Below are 14,091 nucleotides of genomic sequence, written 5' to 3' on the forward strand. Positions count from 1 at the left end.
AAGTCAACGTTGAAGGGCTCGGCTATGACGAAGCTCGAACGGATCAACGACTCTATCGGCGTGCTATTAGAGATCATCCGCCAAGGCTGGCTCGACCTCGCAACGAAGCCGCTCTCCAACGAAGGCAGAGTGCGCGAGCGCCAGGCCATAGCGCGCTATGAGGCCGAGTTGCTTGAGCTGCTGCCGCTGCGGGACAGCTTGCGAGCCTTCGGCGAAGGTGGCGAGTCGGAGCGGTAGTATGGGATCAGTTTGTCGTCGCCAGCGCCTGCATGGAGTGCAGTGGCTCTGACAGGTCCTGCTATCCCCTGACCGGTCTCAACGAGGTGTGCGAGGCGGCATCGATCCTTATGGCCGATCCCCATACGGGGGAACGTCTACGAGCGTACCAATCAGACGCAGCAGAGCCTGATGTTCCGGCCCACCAGCGCTTCCGCGTAGGAAGTCACCCAGCTCGATGTGAGACAGCCGCCCCCCAGAGGGAGCATTCGGCTGGTGGATGACAAAGGCTCGGCCGCTTTGGGGTTCACGTCCGAGATACCACGTATCCCCATTCGCGCTTCGGTACAGTTCTCGCCGCTCGGTCATGAACGTGCACCTGCCTATGATCGGCAGAGGGTACGCGAACGAGGAGCATTGTGGGAGAGCCCCGGGTCCGAATAGGCGCTATCACGCGGGCTACTCAGTCACGGCAACGTTTTTTGGAGGCGAAGATGACCGAGCTTGAGAAGGTCGAGCGCGAGATCGCCACCCTGCAGCAGAACGTCCGGTCCTCGACGCACGCGCTCAGGGACACGAACTTATCCGAGGACGCTGCCAATCGAGAACGAGCGAGCATCGAGCTTTATTGGCACCACCTCAACGAATTACTCATGAAGCGTGACGGTCTGCAGTTCCTCGCAGACGAGTAGGGACTACTCGGACCTGGGCAACGCGGCCTCCGGCTCCTCGACCATCAGCAGGTTGCGGTCGGCTCGTGGATGGCAAACCAGTAGCGGGCAAGGTGCAGCAGCATGCGTTCGGCTCGTTCCAGCCCAAGACGGACCCTGGGAAGGTCCGCTTCCATGCTGCTTGATGAGCCAAGCCCAAGATCTTTCCGCAACCGCAGGGATCATTCGCGAGATCCGTAGGTTGGCCTGTTGCATCGCAGCAATCTCAGTGATCATCCGTCGGCCGCGCGTAGCTCCTGCTGCCGCTCGGATTGCACGACGTGCCCATCAGGCTGAGCGCGGATCATCCGCTTGCGGTACAATGGATCCCTTCATGCGCCTAGAACTCTCCCTGGCGGCTTCAGCCCTTCTACTCGGCCTCACGCAGCTCCCAGCTCGGGCTAGCTCCTGCGCTGAGCAGATCGGGACAATCGAACGCCGTCTCGATAGCGCCGGCGCTGTTGACGTGGCCGGTCTCCAGGACGGCCATGCGATCCGCAGCAGCCATTCGCCAAAAGCTCTCGCAGCAGCCCCGGGTGGCGAACCCAGTGATGCCGCGATGATCCCCACGTCAGGGCATGTCGCTGACGCACGTCGGCTTCTTAGCCGAGCGGTTGAGGAGGATCGCCAGGGTCATCAGCGCGCGTGCGAGGATACGATGACCCAAGCCAAAGGCATGATCGGCGCGCTGCCGTAGAGCCATGCGACGGCTTCCGCCTCGACGCTCGTTCCCGCGCCGACCCAACTGCATGACTTCAGAGCGATCCGGTTGATCGAGGAGCATGTCCCGTACTCCACCAGGATCACCGCATGACACGCTATTCCTCCACCGGTCGTTGGCTCGGACCGACGCTACTTGGATCTGCCGCGGCGCTCGCTGCATCGGCACTGTACGCTGCCTCAAAGACCCGTGAGGCCGAGCGCGAGACACCCCCGATCGGCCAGTTCCTGACCGTCGACGGGGTGCGGCTGCACTACGTCGAGCGGGGCCGTGGCGAGCCACTGGTGCTGATCCACGGCAACGGCATGATGATCCAGGATTTTCTGGTCAGCGGCATCGTCGACGATCTAGCCAAGCGCTACCGGGTCATCATCATCGACCGGCCCGGTTACGGCTACAGCGATCGCCCTCGTGGCCTCTGGACGCCACGCGCTCATGCAACGCTGTTCCAGAAAGCGCTCCAGCAGCTCGGCGTCTCGCAGACTGTCGTGCTTGGACATTCCTGGGGTGCGCTGGTTGCGGTCGCCCTTGCGCTTCAGGCTCCGCAGCTCGTCCGGAGCCTCGTCCTAGCTTCCGGGTACTACTACCCGACGCTGCGCGCCGACGTGATGCTCTCGTCCCCGGTGGCGATCCCAGGCATCGGCGACTTGATGCGCCACACCGTGTCGCCCGTGGTCGGTCGGATCCTGCAGCCTGCCATGATCAAAACGATGTTCGCGCCAGCCGCCGTCACAGAGCGCTTTGACCGCCAGTTCCCGAAGGCTATGATGCTGCGCCCGATACAGCTGCGTGCCTCAGCGGAGGACGCCGCACTCATGACACCGGTGACTGTCGAGCTGCAAAAGCACTACCGCGACTTGAAGCTTCCGGTGGTCATCATTGTGGGCGGTGACGATCAGATCGCCGACGTCGACCGCCAGTCGAAGCGTCTGCACGGTGAGCTGCCCAACAGTGATCTCATCGTCGTACCGGGCATGGGCCACATGATCCAACATCTGGCGCCGACAGAGGTTATCGCCGCAGTCGACCGCGCCTCAGAGGGGGTTCGCGAAGCTGCCTAACGAACAGCCTCTCGTGCGAACTTCTGTTTCCCAGCCGCAGCGGGCCCTGCATTATGCTCGCTCCAGCAAGCCGAGAAGCGCCACGCCGGCCGCCGAGATGACGTTGCCGTGCCCGCGCCACAGCAGGATCGTCGCTTCGGGGATGGGCGTCGCCTCCACCTCTGGCAACAGGAGCTGGGCTGCTTCCTCCTGCTCGCAGTTCTGGTCGCCTCCGCGCATATAGACGACTTGGCTGCCCCCGGTGTTCTCCGGGGCGGCCAAGGACGGCTCAGCGTCCCCACCGTCATGGTCCGCGTTGCCGTCCAGGCTATCCAGAACGGCAATGAGGCGATCCCCCGCGTCGAGGGCGGTTTGTGCCGCCTCCTCCAGGCTGACGCGGAGCGTGGGCCCCGTGAGCTGAGTTGGGATCGCAGGAGCAACCGACTTCGGCCGCGGGGTGAAGGTGAGGACGTCGCTCATGGGGTTCGGTCTCGGGATGTAGGGGAAGGCCCGGCGGACCCGGCCGGGGCGGTACGCACGGCTACGAAGGGCGGGGCGATCAGCCCTTCATCTCGTCGGCCAACACGGTGACCGCCGCCGGCAGCGAGCTCGCCATTAGCGGCGGATTGAATTTGAAACTTCGCCGGAACGATCCCGGGTGATCTCGAAGCGCCTCGTGACGCTCGGCGTGGCCATCGTCTTCGTCGGCGCTCTGCGAGCGTTGGAGGCTGCTGGCGTGGAAGAAGCCCTGGGGGATTGCCTTGCTGCAGCCGTTGTGGCGACCCTTCTGACATGGGCCACCGCTCCATGACCGCAGGCCTGAAGTTCATCCCCGAGAACGGGGGCGGGGCCGGGATCTGGTTCCGGGAGCGGAAGGGATAGAATACCGATCCAGGTTGGTTAGCGCGTCACCGAACTCCCGCCGGCTAGGTATCCAGAATGCGCAGCTTCATCCTCGCCCTCAGCCTGATCGCTATCACCGCCCCTGCGTCAGCACAGGCGCCCAAGCGAGGCAACGAAGACCTGAAGACCTACTGCTCCGGGGACGCCGTCACCTTCTGCAGCGGCAAGGACCCAGATAGCCCCGAGATGGACGCCTGTTTCAAGACGAATATGGAAAAGGTCTCCGAGAACTGCCGGCGCGCGATCACGGCCTACAAGGGCGGTGGGGGCAAGTAGGGCCTCCACCATTTGAGCAAGGGAGTGGCAGGGGTGATTACAGGCCCGCAGCTTCTCGCGGCCCGGATCTTCATCGGCTGGTCACCTGCGAGGTTAGCCGGACGTGTTAAGGTCCCTTTGGGTGTTGTGGCACGCGCCGAGGGCAGCCCAGGCGAACCGACGGTCACTATCGCGCAGCTGAACGCTCTGGTTCAGGCCCTGCGCACCGCTGGAGCCACTTTTCCCGCTACCGATCCGCCGTGAGGCGTCACATAAAAAGCGACCCCCTTTTTATTCGGGAAGAGGGGCATCCCTGGGTAGCCCCCCATTTTTCGTGATCCCTAAAAGGCTTCTTTCTGGGGCGCTAAGCAGATAGCTTTTGCCGTGGCGAATGGGGACGCAACGAAGGGTGCGCAAGCCGCACCTATTGCGGGAAGGTGCACATGCGCTCCCTTCGGAATTTATCATTATGCCTGAAATCACCGTCTCACAGCCTAGTGCGGTCTGAAGCTTGCGGGTCAGCGGCACCAACGCTGATCTTGATGCCCCCCTTTCAGGACGGAGCCCATGCGCATTCTTGTCGGCTGCGAGATGACCTACGAGTTCCCGCAACCCACCCCCGTCATCGCGACGCTCAACGTCCACGCATCCCGCTTCCCGGATCTTGAGCGGCCTGACTATCTGATCACAAGTCCCTCGGTTCCCTTAGAAGGCTATCGCGACAGCTTTGGAAATTGGTGCAATCGAATGGTTGCACCAGCCGGCAGCTTTACGCTGAAGACCGACACGATCGTGCGGGACCACGGCAGCGGCGATGTGCAGGAGTTCGACGCTCAGGAGATTGCCGTAGAGAAACTGCCCTCAGACTGCCTACTGTTTCTCCTCGGCAGCCGTTATTGCGAAACCGATCGGCTCTCGTCCATCGCCTGGGATCTATTTGGACATGTAACGCCTGGCTGGGCTCGGGTGCAGGCGGTCTGCGATTTCGTTCACGATCGGATTACGTTCGGATACGAGCATGCACGAGCGACCCGGACAGCCTTCGACGTCTTTGAAGAGCAGCGGGGTGTCTGTCGCGACTACGCGCATCTGGCGATCACGTTCTGCCGCTGCCTGAACATTCCAACGCGCTACTGCAACGGCTATGTGAGCGACATCGGTCTGCCTTTGCCGCACGCACCCGGTGATTTCGCGGCCTGGATGGAAGTGTATCTCGGCGACCGCTGGCACACCTTCGACCCCCGCAACAACAGCTCGCGGATTGGTCGGATTCTTATCTCCTACGGTCGTGATGCCGCAGACGTACCGCTGACACTCACTTTTGGGGCCAATAATCTGACCGGATTTCATGTTACCACAGAGGAAGCAGCACCCCTATCCTAAACAGTTATCGTAATTGGCACTGCTCGCGAACAGCCTTGATGTGGTTCCTCGATCCCATAGAACCGCATTGTGCTACGTCCTGGCGTGTAGGCGTCTGGGCGAGTCGTCTTCACTCATCTCTGAACCGGGAAGCCCATGATCACGGCGGTCTTCACTATCAAGCGGCGCGTGCCGGGTACCGCTACAGACCGCTCACGTTGGGGCGTGCGCTCTGCGGTCAGACTTACCGTGCGTTCTGCCATCGAGACGTGACGTCTCGGAAAGCCACGTCGCCATTCGCCTCCGATGCGCCTTCCGAGCCGAAGGATCGAACTGACTGACGCACGACCACACCATCGCGCGTGATCGACCAGTCGAACCGGCCGGGCTCCTTCGTAGAGGGCGTCACGCGCAGGGTATGCGGGTTCGGATTGAAGGTGATCATGTCCACCATGTGGGGAGACGCCGCCCTATCTACGAGGAGCGAACGGCAGGGCGCGATGAACAACACCGGCGCGGCCATGAAGGATGACGGCTCGAAGAAGGCTCCTGAAGGTCAGCCCGTGAAGCGTGGCTCCGACAACTGCTGAACCTGCACCATCGGCCGGGTAGCCGTGCGGACACGGCGGGGCTCGCACCTCCCGACACGCGGGCGCCGTTAACCGCCACGCGATCTTGATCGCCATCTCATAGCGGTCGCTGAACGGCGTATTCGCTACGGCGTAGAACCTGCGTAGCTGGGCGTACCCAGCATTCGTCGAGCCGCCTGATGCCTTGTTTCTTCATCGACCTGCACGATGGGACTGAAGTCGCTCATGACAAAGACGGATACGAATTGCCTGACCTGGATGCAGCGCGTGCGCAGGCGTTGAGGATCATGATCCGGATCGCGCAAGGCCTGAGCGATAGCCCCGGTCGACAGGACTACGTTGCAGCCGTTCGCGATGCCGAAGGCGCCGTGCGGTGGCGCTTCAGGATGTCTCTCGATACCAACCCCGTTGAGTGAGCGCAGAGCTAACTCCACTCATCCCTGGACCGGCAAGCTCATGATGACGGCGGTCATCAACGCCTTCTGCCGGAAGGTCACTCTGCCGCACAGCACCGATTTCACCCTGGGCCTGTTGACCCAAACATAGGTTTTGAGGTGCGTGTCTTGTCCCTATCTCTCGTCGTCATGCTCGTGGCAGCTGTTGGAGCCGTCGCGATCACGGTCGCTGCCCTACCGGCATTCGATCGGTTCTGGAGATTGTGATTAGCCACCTCTGAAACTTTCCCCCAAGCCCCCTAGTTGATTGTGCGCAATCTGTTGGAGGGTGCCGCGGTGGAATTGGTGGTGATGATTGCGGGCGTCTTCGGGGCGGGGGCCATGATGGTCTTCATGCTGCCAGGCTTCGACTCGTTTTTCTCCTGGTAGGTGATCGAGCCTTAATCGCGCGATCCTGAGCTACTCGAAGGTTCGCTATTTCCCCGGCCGCAGCTGTCGCCGTCCACGCTGTACAATCCGCCCAATGCGGTTAGCCCAGCATCCGCATCTCAATCCGGGAACAATCCCGTCGCTCTCGATATCAGCGTTGATGGCGAGCACCTGATGCTACTGCGCGCCTGCCAACGCGTCCGCGATCCTGAGAAGCGGCGCTGCCTCCTAGCTCTCATACAAGAAGCAGCCGAGCAGAGTTGAGCCGCATCGGCTACCCATCAGCCGGTGATTGGATCGGCGTGTGGACACTCGTCGGATACCTCGCACCGGACTAATGCAGTCGCTTTTCGGGACTCACCCGGTTGAGGCGCAGGGCAAGCACCATGACGCCGCCATCAGTGAACGTCTCCCCATCGACCAGCCAGAGCGGATAGTTGCTGCTCCACGGCTCGACCGTACAACCACAGGCGCGAAGCACCTGGACGGCTTCAACCACCAGCTCATCGACGATGGCCATCCCATCCCGAAACACCACGATCACCCGCGCTGACTTGGCGGGAAGACCTGATGCTTGGTCACCTCCAGAAGTTCGCATGAGCGCCGGATTGCCTGCCGGGCCTGCTGAATGAGCCCTCTGTCATACTCGGCCAGCGCGGCACGCCGGGCGAGCGCTTGCTCATGTTCGGCAGCGGTGAGCGGTCTGAAGGCACTGAGGGGCATGGTGGTGCTTCGCGCAATGCAGGCGGGAGCACACGTTACTCTCAGCCACCAGAGCCCACGGGTTCGGAAACCGGCCGGTGATCCCAACACCGTGCGCCTGATCAGTCAGGAAGTCCAATGGAGCGTAGATAGCTTCACTCCCGAAACTGGACGGCCTTACTGCTACGCCGACGCCTCGATCCTGCGCGTGCGAGCCTTGATCAAGCGCTCCTCCTCCGGCCGCATCCGCATTGCGGCGGCAGTCTTCTCGACGATCCCCCGCGCGGCCGCTTCGTCCAGGCCGCCCCCACGTGCGAACCCGTCGAGGCGGCGCATCAGGTGCTGGACCGTGGCACGCTCGTGTGGCTTCGGGATCGTCGCTCATCCTCAAACCAGAAAGCCCATGACGATGGCGGTCTTTACCATCATGCGGCGCAGACCCGGCGTGGCGGCCTCCTCTGCCAGAAGCCTCTTGGCCTGAGGATGCATCTCGATCGCCTTGGCCACGTCGATGGTGTGGCCGGATTTGAACGCGAAGGGCTTGGCCGCTTCGTCTGCGAGGTAGGCGGCGCTGGCCGCCTCAATCTCGCTGTCCGGCACTTCGGACTTTCGGCGCATGTCGCCGACGCTGGGGATCTCGTTGGCCATGGCGGGGAGGTAAGGCGGACGAACCGAAGCGTCGAGCATCCGCCAGGCTGGGAACCGAAATTGCAGCGCCGTTAGTGTTCGCGGAGGGTGAATTTCTCGGCAGGAACGGCGAGGCTCGCACCCCGCCGCCAGTCCCGAAAATCTAAATCGACTACGGTTCGAGCCGTCCATCTAGCGGTGAAACTACAGTCCCAAAAACTGGCTGGCTGACCCCAAGAACGTCATCACCAGCCCGCAGGCGAACACCCCTATCATCGCGTAAGAGAAGACCTTCAGGATCATAGTGGGCAGTCCTTCCGATCGGTGTCAGGGTTCGGTGGTGAGACGGCCGAAATCCGTTTGGTGCGGACTGGAAACCGAACGGTCGCACGCCGGCCGAGCGCTGATGTTGCGCTGCAAACGTTGACTGAGCAAGTGCAGCAACGACCCGACGTCAGCGCGCTTTCCACGCTGGATGACGGACCGTCCTCATCATCGCCGGACCGATGGAGTTTCAGGACGGCGAACAGGAGTTTTGATGCGTCGTCATGCGGCTGTCGCATCCGCGATGGTAGCGCCGCCGCTCATGGCGGACCTCCCAGACCCTATGCCGTCACTCAGCCCGTGCGGCGTCGCCGTAACGGGCTTTTCTATGTCCCCACATCAAGCTGGCAGGATGTGGAGCATTCCCCCGATCACGCCGAGCGCTTCGGCACTGATCAGCGCCACTACGATGTAGAGCCTCATCCAACTTGCGTCGGCCGCCGGTGAGGGCGGCCTGTTATCGGGATCATCGAACCAATCTGTCACGCGGCTCCTGGGGTCAGACGGGGTGGGAGCGCGTCTGCTAAGTCCGTGCCACGACAACGAGATGACCTTGGCCGTCCTCTCCGACGCGTTCAGTGCCCCAGCCGCCACTCCTGCCGAACATCCTTGTGCCCCGCGGCATAAGCGGTGCGTTTCGCAAACGATGACCGAGGCGATATTGGTGAGGCCGCATGGCAAAGCTTGGTGTTCGATGCTTGACCGACCCATCATCAGCCTCGCCGTATGGCTCTCGAAGCCAGTCGGCTTCCTAGCGACCTGTTTTACGGTCGCGGCCGGCCTCGGATCTGGCGCCCTCCTCAGCTTCAACGATCACTGGGCTCTCGTCTTCAACCTGTTCCTGTCCATCGCCGCCATGCTTCTGGCAGGCGTCATCCTGGTGGCCGGGGCACGGGATACCGCGGCGATCCAGATTAAGCTCGATGAGCTCATTCGTGCCGTAGCCGATACGGACGAACGCCTGATCGGGATCGAGGATCTCAGTGCCGAGGAGTTGGCACTTCTCAGGAAGGACAAGCTACCGTTGCCGCTACCTTCAAGGAGCGCCGGGCAGCCGTGATCGCGTCGTCGTACTGCATAGCCTAAGGGTGGCGCGCAGATGGATGGAGGCTGACAATGGCCAAGGATGAGAAGAGCACGTTTCCCGGCTCCTTGCGGGACCACCAGGACGCGGTGAAAGCTGAGGCAGAGAAGGTCAGCACCAAGATCGACGGGGCTTTCGGGAAGCTGGCCAAAAAGATGCGTGAGCGTGCGGAGAAGGCGAAGGCAAAAATGGGGCGCGCGCGGAAGCCCGAGAAGCGGGCTGTCATGCAGCAGCGCTTCGAACTTTATGCGGACGCGGCGACCCACCTTGAGGAACGCTTGCCTCAGCGCGAGGAGTAAGCGGATCTAACCCCATCCGCCGCTTCCCCGAATAAGCGGCGCTGTCGTCGCGATCACCAGCCAATCCTCATCGCGGGTTCGGCAGTGGCGAGCATGTCACCACTCTGCCGCCAGTCCTCAGCCGACCGGCCGGTGATCTTGGCGACGTAAGCTCTGGTCTCCTGTGGAAGCGATGAGCGCCCGGCGAGCCAGTTCCTCACACGCTGCGGGCCCGCGTTGTAGGCCGCCGCTGCCATGCCCAGGCTGCCGAAGGCCGCACGCTGTTCGCGCAGGAACTCCGCTGCTTTGGGTATCGCTTCGAAAGGATCGAACGGATCGGTCAAGCCGCGCTCAGCCGCAGTCGCGGGCATGAACTGAGCGACGCCCTGCGCCCCCGCACGGCTAACGGCGCGGTGATCGAGCCCGCTTTCCTGTTGGAGGAGTCGCAGGAAGAAATCGAACGGTAGGCCGCTGGCATCGGCTGTGTGCTCGATGAACTGCCTCAAGCGCTGTTTGTCGCCGTAGAAGGCGTTCAGCCAAGTGTCTTGGAGTGTCCCGACAAACTGAGGGGTCGCTGTCGACGCGCTCGCAGCCATCATGTTCGTTCGGACGAGATTGGCCATGGCGCCATCGGTCGACATGATCGCGATGATGCGGCTCGCACGCGGCGTGGGCGCCGGAATAGCGGCGACTGGAGCAACCACCCCAAGTTCAGGTTGCGAAGGAAGAACCGCCAGCGCGGCTCCGAGACAGACTGCAGCCATAAAGACAGCGGATCTGCTGCCGCTCGTAACTAGCGAACGCACACGCCTGCGGACGGCGCTGCGATAGGTCCGCGCCCAGAACTCACGCTCACCGATCGGCGATAGATTTTGCATCCTTGCGAGCGCTGTCCCAGCTGTAGTCGGGAGGGTCATCCCGAAAACAGGCTAATTTAGGAGCAGATTACCACAGTTTGCGGGGTCCTGGTCAGCGCCTGCTTCGAGCCAAGGGCCTGCCCTGTTGATTGCGGTGAAGCGATGGATCACCCCACGCAAACCTTTCGCCCGCGCAGACATCCGTTCCCCGTTTACGCTCATCCCTCGACCGGGAAGCCCATGACGATGGCGGTCTTCACCATCGTGCGGCGTAGGCCCGGCTTGGTCGCCCCGTCGGCCAGGAGCCTCTTGGCCTGCGGGTGCATCTTGATCGCCTTAGCCACGTCGATGGTGTGGCCGGACTTGAGGGCGAACGGCTGTGCGCTCTCGTCCGCAAGGTAGGTGGCCGTTGCAGCTTCGATCTCGTCGACAGACACCTCGGACTTGCGACGGAGGTCGGCGACCCTGGGGATCTCTTTGGCCATGGTGGGGAGGTCTGGCGGGGCCCCTGTCCCGTCCGGCCTGGCATAACATGTTCCCACCGGCTCATAATTGGATCGGGCTGCGGGGGCGAGCTGATTGCGTCTATCTCACTACCCAAGCGCGACGGACCAATTCTGCCTCAAAGCGAGCGGGATCGATGCGGGTGATGATGACCCCATGCTCAGGGCTGCCGTCGAAGCTGGCGAAATAGAAGCGGCCAGCCGCGTCCCAAGCATCGAACCCGGTATGGACGTGCAAGTGGTCCAGAACCGGATCGAGTTCGGCCATCGTACATAGGCGCTGCGTTCGGCCGCTCGCGAAATCGAATTGGTATAATGTCGTATCTTCGCTCGGCTGTGGCGACGTACTGGTGCCGATATAAGCACGCTTTCCGTCAGCGCTCGGAGCAAAAAGCCAGAACTTAACGCCGCCCCAGCCCGCCTTCTTACCTGTTTCTACTTGGCCCAGGTATGTCCACGTATGCGCGTCCTGATCGAAACGGTAGACGTGACCGCGATCATCTCCAAACACGCACCGATTGCCCCCCTCCATGCACTGGCCCGTCTCAAGGGCCATGCCTTCCTTCAGCTGCCAATCCTTCTCCTCACCGAAACCAGTCTCTGGGTCATAAAAGTGCACGTGGTCGTGCACTGCGGGCTCGTCCCCGTTGCTGGCCGTGAAGTAGAGGCGACCGCGCGCGGCCACCCACATCACCCGCCCCGTATAGACGTAGGGCTGCTTGTATGAGGCTGGCCGACCGAGATCCTGGGTGTGCCCGCTGGCGACGTCATAGCGGTAGATCGCCCCTGTGGGCACACCCGCGCCGTAGATGACATTATGGACCGGGTCGGAGGCGAGGGTGACGAGATTGCCGTGGGGCACGGCAGTCCCACCGGGCTCGGAGGCGCTTAGGTCCGTGAAGCTGTCGTGGGTCGGGTCGTAGGCATACCAGTGAAAGCCGCGCCGATCGAGGTAGCTCGCGTCGAGGTCGGACCGATCCATGGTCGCGACGTAGATCTTGCCGTTGTCCCAGAGCGGCCGGGTATGAAACTTCTGTGCGGTCTCACCGGGCAGCCAGTTGTGGGCGGCCTCCGAGGCGGACCGGGCGTCGCCGACGTAACGCAGCGTGTCAGTCCGCGCATCGATCCGGTAGAGACCGGCGTTCGTCTTGTGATCCATGCCGCCGATGTAGATGTCGCCATCGGGCGCCGAGCCCGTCGTGTGCCAACTTTGGGTCGGATGCAGACCGTTTGGCGTGTCCGGTAGCCGCCAGTTCCATATGCCGTCGAGCGCTCCGGCCCAGCCCTTCTCGACCTTCACTGGCAAAGGGTTCTGCTGGTCAGCAGACCGACCTATGGCAGGCATGGCAAAGATTGCGAGCACCATGCTGAGGCGGACGAGCTGACGCATCATGGTCTCCGCTCATAAGAAGCGCAGCGCACATTACTTGCTACGCTTCCGATATGTGACGGAAGGCCAACAGCCGCCCGCATGGCCCGTTCCTGCCGGTCTGCCTAGCGTTGTGGCGCGTCGGCCCAAGCTGGCACTGGATCCGCGACGTAGGCCGGGCCGGCCACAGCTCCGAACCCTCGAAACTGTCGCTCCTATTGCGAGAACGGCATCAAGCGGTGCCGGGCGGCCATATCAACACGGCTCGCCCGGCCTCGCGTGCTCGCTGGCTATCGGCGACCGTGGATGACCAGGGCGAGTAGGTAGCCGATTGCGCCAGCTAAGATCGCGAGCCCCAGAGGTGACTCTTGCGCGTGCGGGCGAAGCGCCTCGCTGCCCTGCTGGTACAAGCGCTGCGCGTCCGGGTAGCGCTCGCGGGCGCGGTCAAACGCATCGCCGGCAAACTCCCGTGCTTGATCGGCGGCGTCACTGAGCGTGTCCTTGGCTTGTCCGTACAGGTTCTGCGCCGAGCCCTTCAGCTCAGTTGCCTTCCCTTCAGCCTGCGTCTGCTTATCCCCCGTCAGCTCGCCGGCCGCGCCCTTGACCTTGCCGCCGAGTTCGTTCGCAGCCCCGGTGATCCGATCCTCGTCCATAGCTTTTCCTCCTCAGTATTGGAGCTGGTCGGGCCCCCAGCGCACCATCAACGCGTGAATAGCTCCTTTCGTCTCCAAAATAGATCCATCAGCGCATCGGTGTGGCGGAACGCTATGAGGAGCTTACGGCTTTCCTGATTTGGGATGACGCACGAGAATAGTTCGATGCCGAATGGTGCTCAGGGTCGTAGATCGAGCGCTGCCGAACCGGGATTGGGTGCGGCTCAGGGTTTTGCTGATACGCTGCGCGATCAAACCGAGGGCTATGTCGAGAAGCGCAAGGCTGACGCGGCGCGGGTAGTGTCGGACGTAGGCGACGCGATCCGCGAGACCGGCACCAACTTTGACGGTCTGCCGCAGTTGAAGGGGGTGTTCGATCAGGCCGCGCTCGGCGTCGAAGAGCTAGCCGAGAACATCTCACGTCGATCCTTCAGCGAGTTGTACGACGAGGTACAAGCCTCGGTCCGCAGGCGTCCCGTGCTGGCGACCGCGGCGGTCGTGCTGGCTGGCTTCGCGGTATTCCACACTCTGAATTCTCGGAAACTTCGACCGATCCCGCGCTCACATGCGGTGGTTCCAGTCGACGTCATCCCGACGCCGGAGCTGTAGGAGGGGGACATGGTTGAGCCCGGATTGCGGAGCATCCCTACCCTCGTCGGCGATGCGGTTCGTGAGCTGCGGGACCTCGTCGGCAGCGAGATCGCACTGTTCCGCACCGAGATGGCGCAAGGCGTTCACCGCATATCCCTCGGCCTCAGCCTGCTGCTCGTCGCGGGTGTTTTTGCCATCGCAGGCCTGTTCACGCTGCTCCTCGCCCTGGTCAAGGGCATCGCAGTCCTCGTGCAGTCGGACGCGCTGGCAGCCCTAATCGTAGGCGGCACGTTCCTTTTGCTCGCGCTCGGCATGGCCTTGTTCGGGCGCAGCAAGGCTTCGCTTTCCACTCTGGAGCCGACGCGCACAGGACGGCAGGTCAAACAAGACGCGCAGGTTCTTACGGATCGGATAGACACATGAGCGACTCGCCGGACAAGCTGGAGCATGACGTTGAGGCAACTCGGGGTCGGTTGGATCGC

21 protein-coding genes are annotated in these 14,091 nt (G+C 62.5%); 10 read left to right on the top strand and 11 right to left on the bottom strand.

Annotated features, from left to right (window positions below; all coding sequences use genetic code 11):
• Together OXS27_RS29505 and OXS27_RS29510 are read left to right on the top strand one after the other, a co-directional pair.
• Positions 1-237 (top strand): hypothetical protein (locus OXS27_RS29505; protein ID WP_267361043.1); only part of this gene is annotated, 237 nt, incomplete at its 5' end.
• Positions 238-710: 473 nt separating this feature from the next.
• The gene (locus OXS27_RS29510; protein ID WP_243916368.1) at positions 711-908 is read left to right on the top strand and encodes a hypothetical protein; all 198 of its coding nucleotides are present in this window, start codon (positions 711-713) and stop codon (positions 906-908) included.
• A 388-nt stretch (positions 909-1,296) separates the two neighbouring features.
• Here OXS27_RS29510 and OXS27_RS29515 read toward each other — a convergent pair whose 3' ends face one another.
• Both OXS27_RS29515 and OXS27_RS29520 read right to left on the bottom strand, forming a co-directional pair.
• Positions 1,297-1,434 (bottom strand): hypothetical protein, encoded by a 138-nt coding sequence (locus OXS27_RS29515; protein WP_267361045.1) that lies wholly within the window; start codon positions 1,432-1,434, stop codon positions 1,297-1,299.
• A gap of 63 nt (positions 1,435-1,497) precedes the next feature.
• The gene (locus tag OXS27_RS29520; RefSeq protein WP_267361047.1) at positions 1,498-1,710 is read right to left on the bottom strand and encodes a hypothetical protein; all 213 of its coding nucleotides are present in this window, start codon (positions 1,708-1,710) and stop codon (positions 1,498-1,500) included.
• A 26-nt stretch (positions 1,711-1,736) separates the two neighbouring features.
• On the opposite strand from OXS27_RS29520, the gene OXS27_RS29525 reads away from it, so the two are divergent.
• Entirely contained in the window at positions 1,737-2,708 is a 972-nt protein-coding gene (locus tag OXS27_RS29525; protein ID WP_267361049.1) for an alpha/beta hydrolase, read from the top strand.
• A gap of 51 nt (positions 2,709-2,759) precedes the next feature.
• Here the strand turns inward: OXS27_RS29525 and OXS27_RS29530 are convergent, their stop codons facing one another.
• A complete protein-coding gene (locus tag OXS27_RS29530) occupies positions 2,760-3,167 on the bottom strand; it encodes a hypothetical protein (RefSeq protein WP_267361051.1) in 408 nt (135 codons plus the stop codon).
• Between the two features lie 459 nt (positions 3,168-3,626).
• On the opposite strand from OXS27_RS29530, the gene OXS27_RS29535 reads away from it, so the two are divergent.
• Both OXS27_RS29535 and OXS27_RS29540 read left to right on the top strand, forming a co-directional pair.
• Positions 3,627-3,866: a 3',5'-cyclic-nucleotide phosphodiesterase gene (locus OXS27_RS29535; protein WP_267361053.1), complete on the top strand. Its 240-nt coding sequence runs from the start codon at positions 3,627-3,629 to the stop codon at positions 3,864-3,866.
• Between the two features lie 546 nt (positions 3,867-4,412).
• Complete coding sequence (locus OXS27_RS29540) at positions 4,413-5,228, top strand: transglutaminase family protein (RefSeq protein ID WP_267361055.1); 816 nt, start codon at positions 4,413-4,415, stop codon at positions 5,226-5,228.
• A 223-nt stretch (positions 5,229-5,451) separates the two neighbouring features.
• Here the strand turns inward: OXS27_RS29540 and OXS27_RS29545 are convergent, their stop codons facing one another.
• The gene (locus OXS27_RS29545; protein WP_267361057.1) at positions 5,452-5,730 is read right to left on the bottom strand and encodes a hypothetical protein; all 279 of its coding nucleotides are present in this window, start codon (positions 5,728-5,730) and stop codon (positions 5,452-5,454) included.
• A 246-nt stretch (positions 5,731-5,976) separates the two neighbouring features.
• On the opposite strand from OXS27_RS29545, the gene OXS27_RS29550 reads away from it, so the two are divergent.
• Positions 5,977-6,213, top strand: coding sequence for a hypothetical protein (locus tag OXS27_RS29550; protein WP_267361059.1), 237 nt, complete (start codon positions 5,977-5,979; stop codon positions 6,211-6,213).
• 742 nt (positions 6,214-6,955) lie between these two features.
• On the opposite strand, the gene OXS27_RS29555 is transcribed toward OXS27_RS29550, so the two are convergent.
• The 3 genes from OXS27_RS29555 to OXS27_RS29565 all read right to left on the bottom strand — a co-directional run bounded on the left by OXS27_RS29555 (position 6,956) and on the right by OXS27_RS29565 (position 8,010).
• Positions 6,956-7,141, bottom strand: coding sequence for a hypothetical protein (locus tag OXS27_RS29555; RefSeq protein WP_267361061.1), 186 nt, complete (start codon positions 7,139-7,141; stop codon positions 6,956-6,958).
• A gap of 365 nt (positions 7,142-7,506) precedes the next feature.
• Positions 7,507-7,659, bottom strand: coding sequence for a hypothetical protein (locus OXS27_RS29560; RefSeq protein ID WP_267361063.1), 153 nt, complete (start codon positions 7,657-7,659; stop codon positions 7,507-7,509).
• A gap of 51 nt (positions 7,660-7,710) precedes the next feature.
• Positions 7,711-8,010, bottom strand: a complete 300-nt coding sequence (locus tag OXS27_RS29565; protein WP_267361065.1) for a hypothetical protein — start codon at positions 8,008-8,010, stop codon at positions 7,711-7,713.
• A gap of 910 nt (positions 8,011-8,920) precedes the next feature.
• On the opposite strand from OXS27_RS29565, the gene OXS27_RS29570 reads away from it, so the two are divergent.
• Both OXS27_RS29570 and OXS27_RS29575 read left to right on the top strand, forming a co-directional pair.
• Positions 8,921-9,334, top strand: a complete 414-nt coding sequence (locus OXS27_RS29570; protein WP_267361067.1) for a low affinity iron permease family protein — start codon at positions 8,921-8,923, stop codon at positions 9,332-9,334.
• 56 nt (positions 9,335-9,390) lie between these two features.
• Entirely contained in the window at positions 9,391-9,657 is a 267-nt protein-coding gene (locus tag OXS27_RS29575; RefSeq protein WP_243924345.1) for a hypothetical protein, read from the top strand.
• A gap of 53 nt (positions 9,658-9,710) precedes the next feature.
• Here the strand turns inward: OXS27_RS29575 and OXS27_RS29580 are convergent, their stop codons facing one another.
• The 4 genes from OXS27_RS29580 to OXS27_RS29595 form a co-directional block, all read right to left on the bottom strand.
• Positions 9,711-10,259 (bottom strand): lytic transglycosylase domain-containing protein, encoded by a 549-nt coding sequence (locus OXS27_RS29580; RefSeq protein ID WP_243924344.1) that lies wholly within the window; start codon positions 10,257-10,259, stop codon positions 9,711-9,713.
• Positions 10,260-10,711: 452 nt separating this feature from the next.
• Positions 10,712-10,978, bottom strand: coding sequence for a hypothetical protein (locus OXS27_RS29585; RefSeq protein WP_243924343.1), 267 nt, complete (start codon positions 10,976-10,978; stop codon positions 10,712-10,714).
• Positions 10,979-11,078: 100 nt separating this feature from the next.
• A complete protein-coding gene (locus tag OXS27_RS29590; RefSeq protein WP_267361069.1) occupies positions 11,079-12,389 on the bottom strand; it encodes a hypothetical protein in 1,311 nt (436 codons plus the stop codon).
• A 266-nt stretch (positions 12,390-12,655) separates the two neighbouring features.
• Positions 12,656-13,018, bottom strand: coding sequence for a CsbD family protein (locus OXS27_RS29595; protein WP_267361071.1), 363 nt, complete (start codon positions 13,016-13,018; stop codon positions 12,656-12,658).
• Between the two features lie 165 nt (positions 13,019-13,183).
• Here OXS27_RS29595 and OXS27_RS29600 point away from each other — a divergent pair, with 165 nt between their 5' ends.
• Together OXS27_RS29600 and OXS27_RS29605 are read left to right on the top strand one after the other, a co-directional pair.
• A complete protein-coding gene (locus OXS27_RS29600) occupies positions 13,184-13,627 on the top strand; it encodes a hypothetical protein (RefSeq protein ID WP_267361073.1) in 444 nt (147 codons plus the stop codon).
• Positions 13,628-13,636: 9 nt separating this feature from the next.
• Positions 13,637-14,032: a phage holin family protein gene (locus OXS27_RS29605; protein WP_243925697.1), complete on the top strand. Its 396-nt coding sequence runs from the start codon at positions 13,637-13,639 to the stop codon at positions 14,030-14,032.
• Positions 14,033-14,091 lie beyond the last annotated feature (59 nt).

This window comes from Methylobacterium sp. GC_Met_3 (genome assembly GCF_026540775.1).
GTDB lineage: Bacteria > Pseudomonadota > Alphaproteobacteria > Rhizobiales > Beijerinckiaceae > Methylobacterium.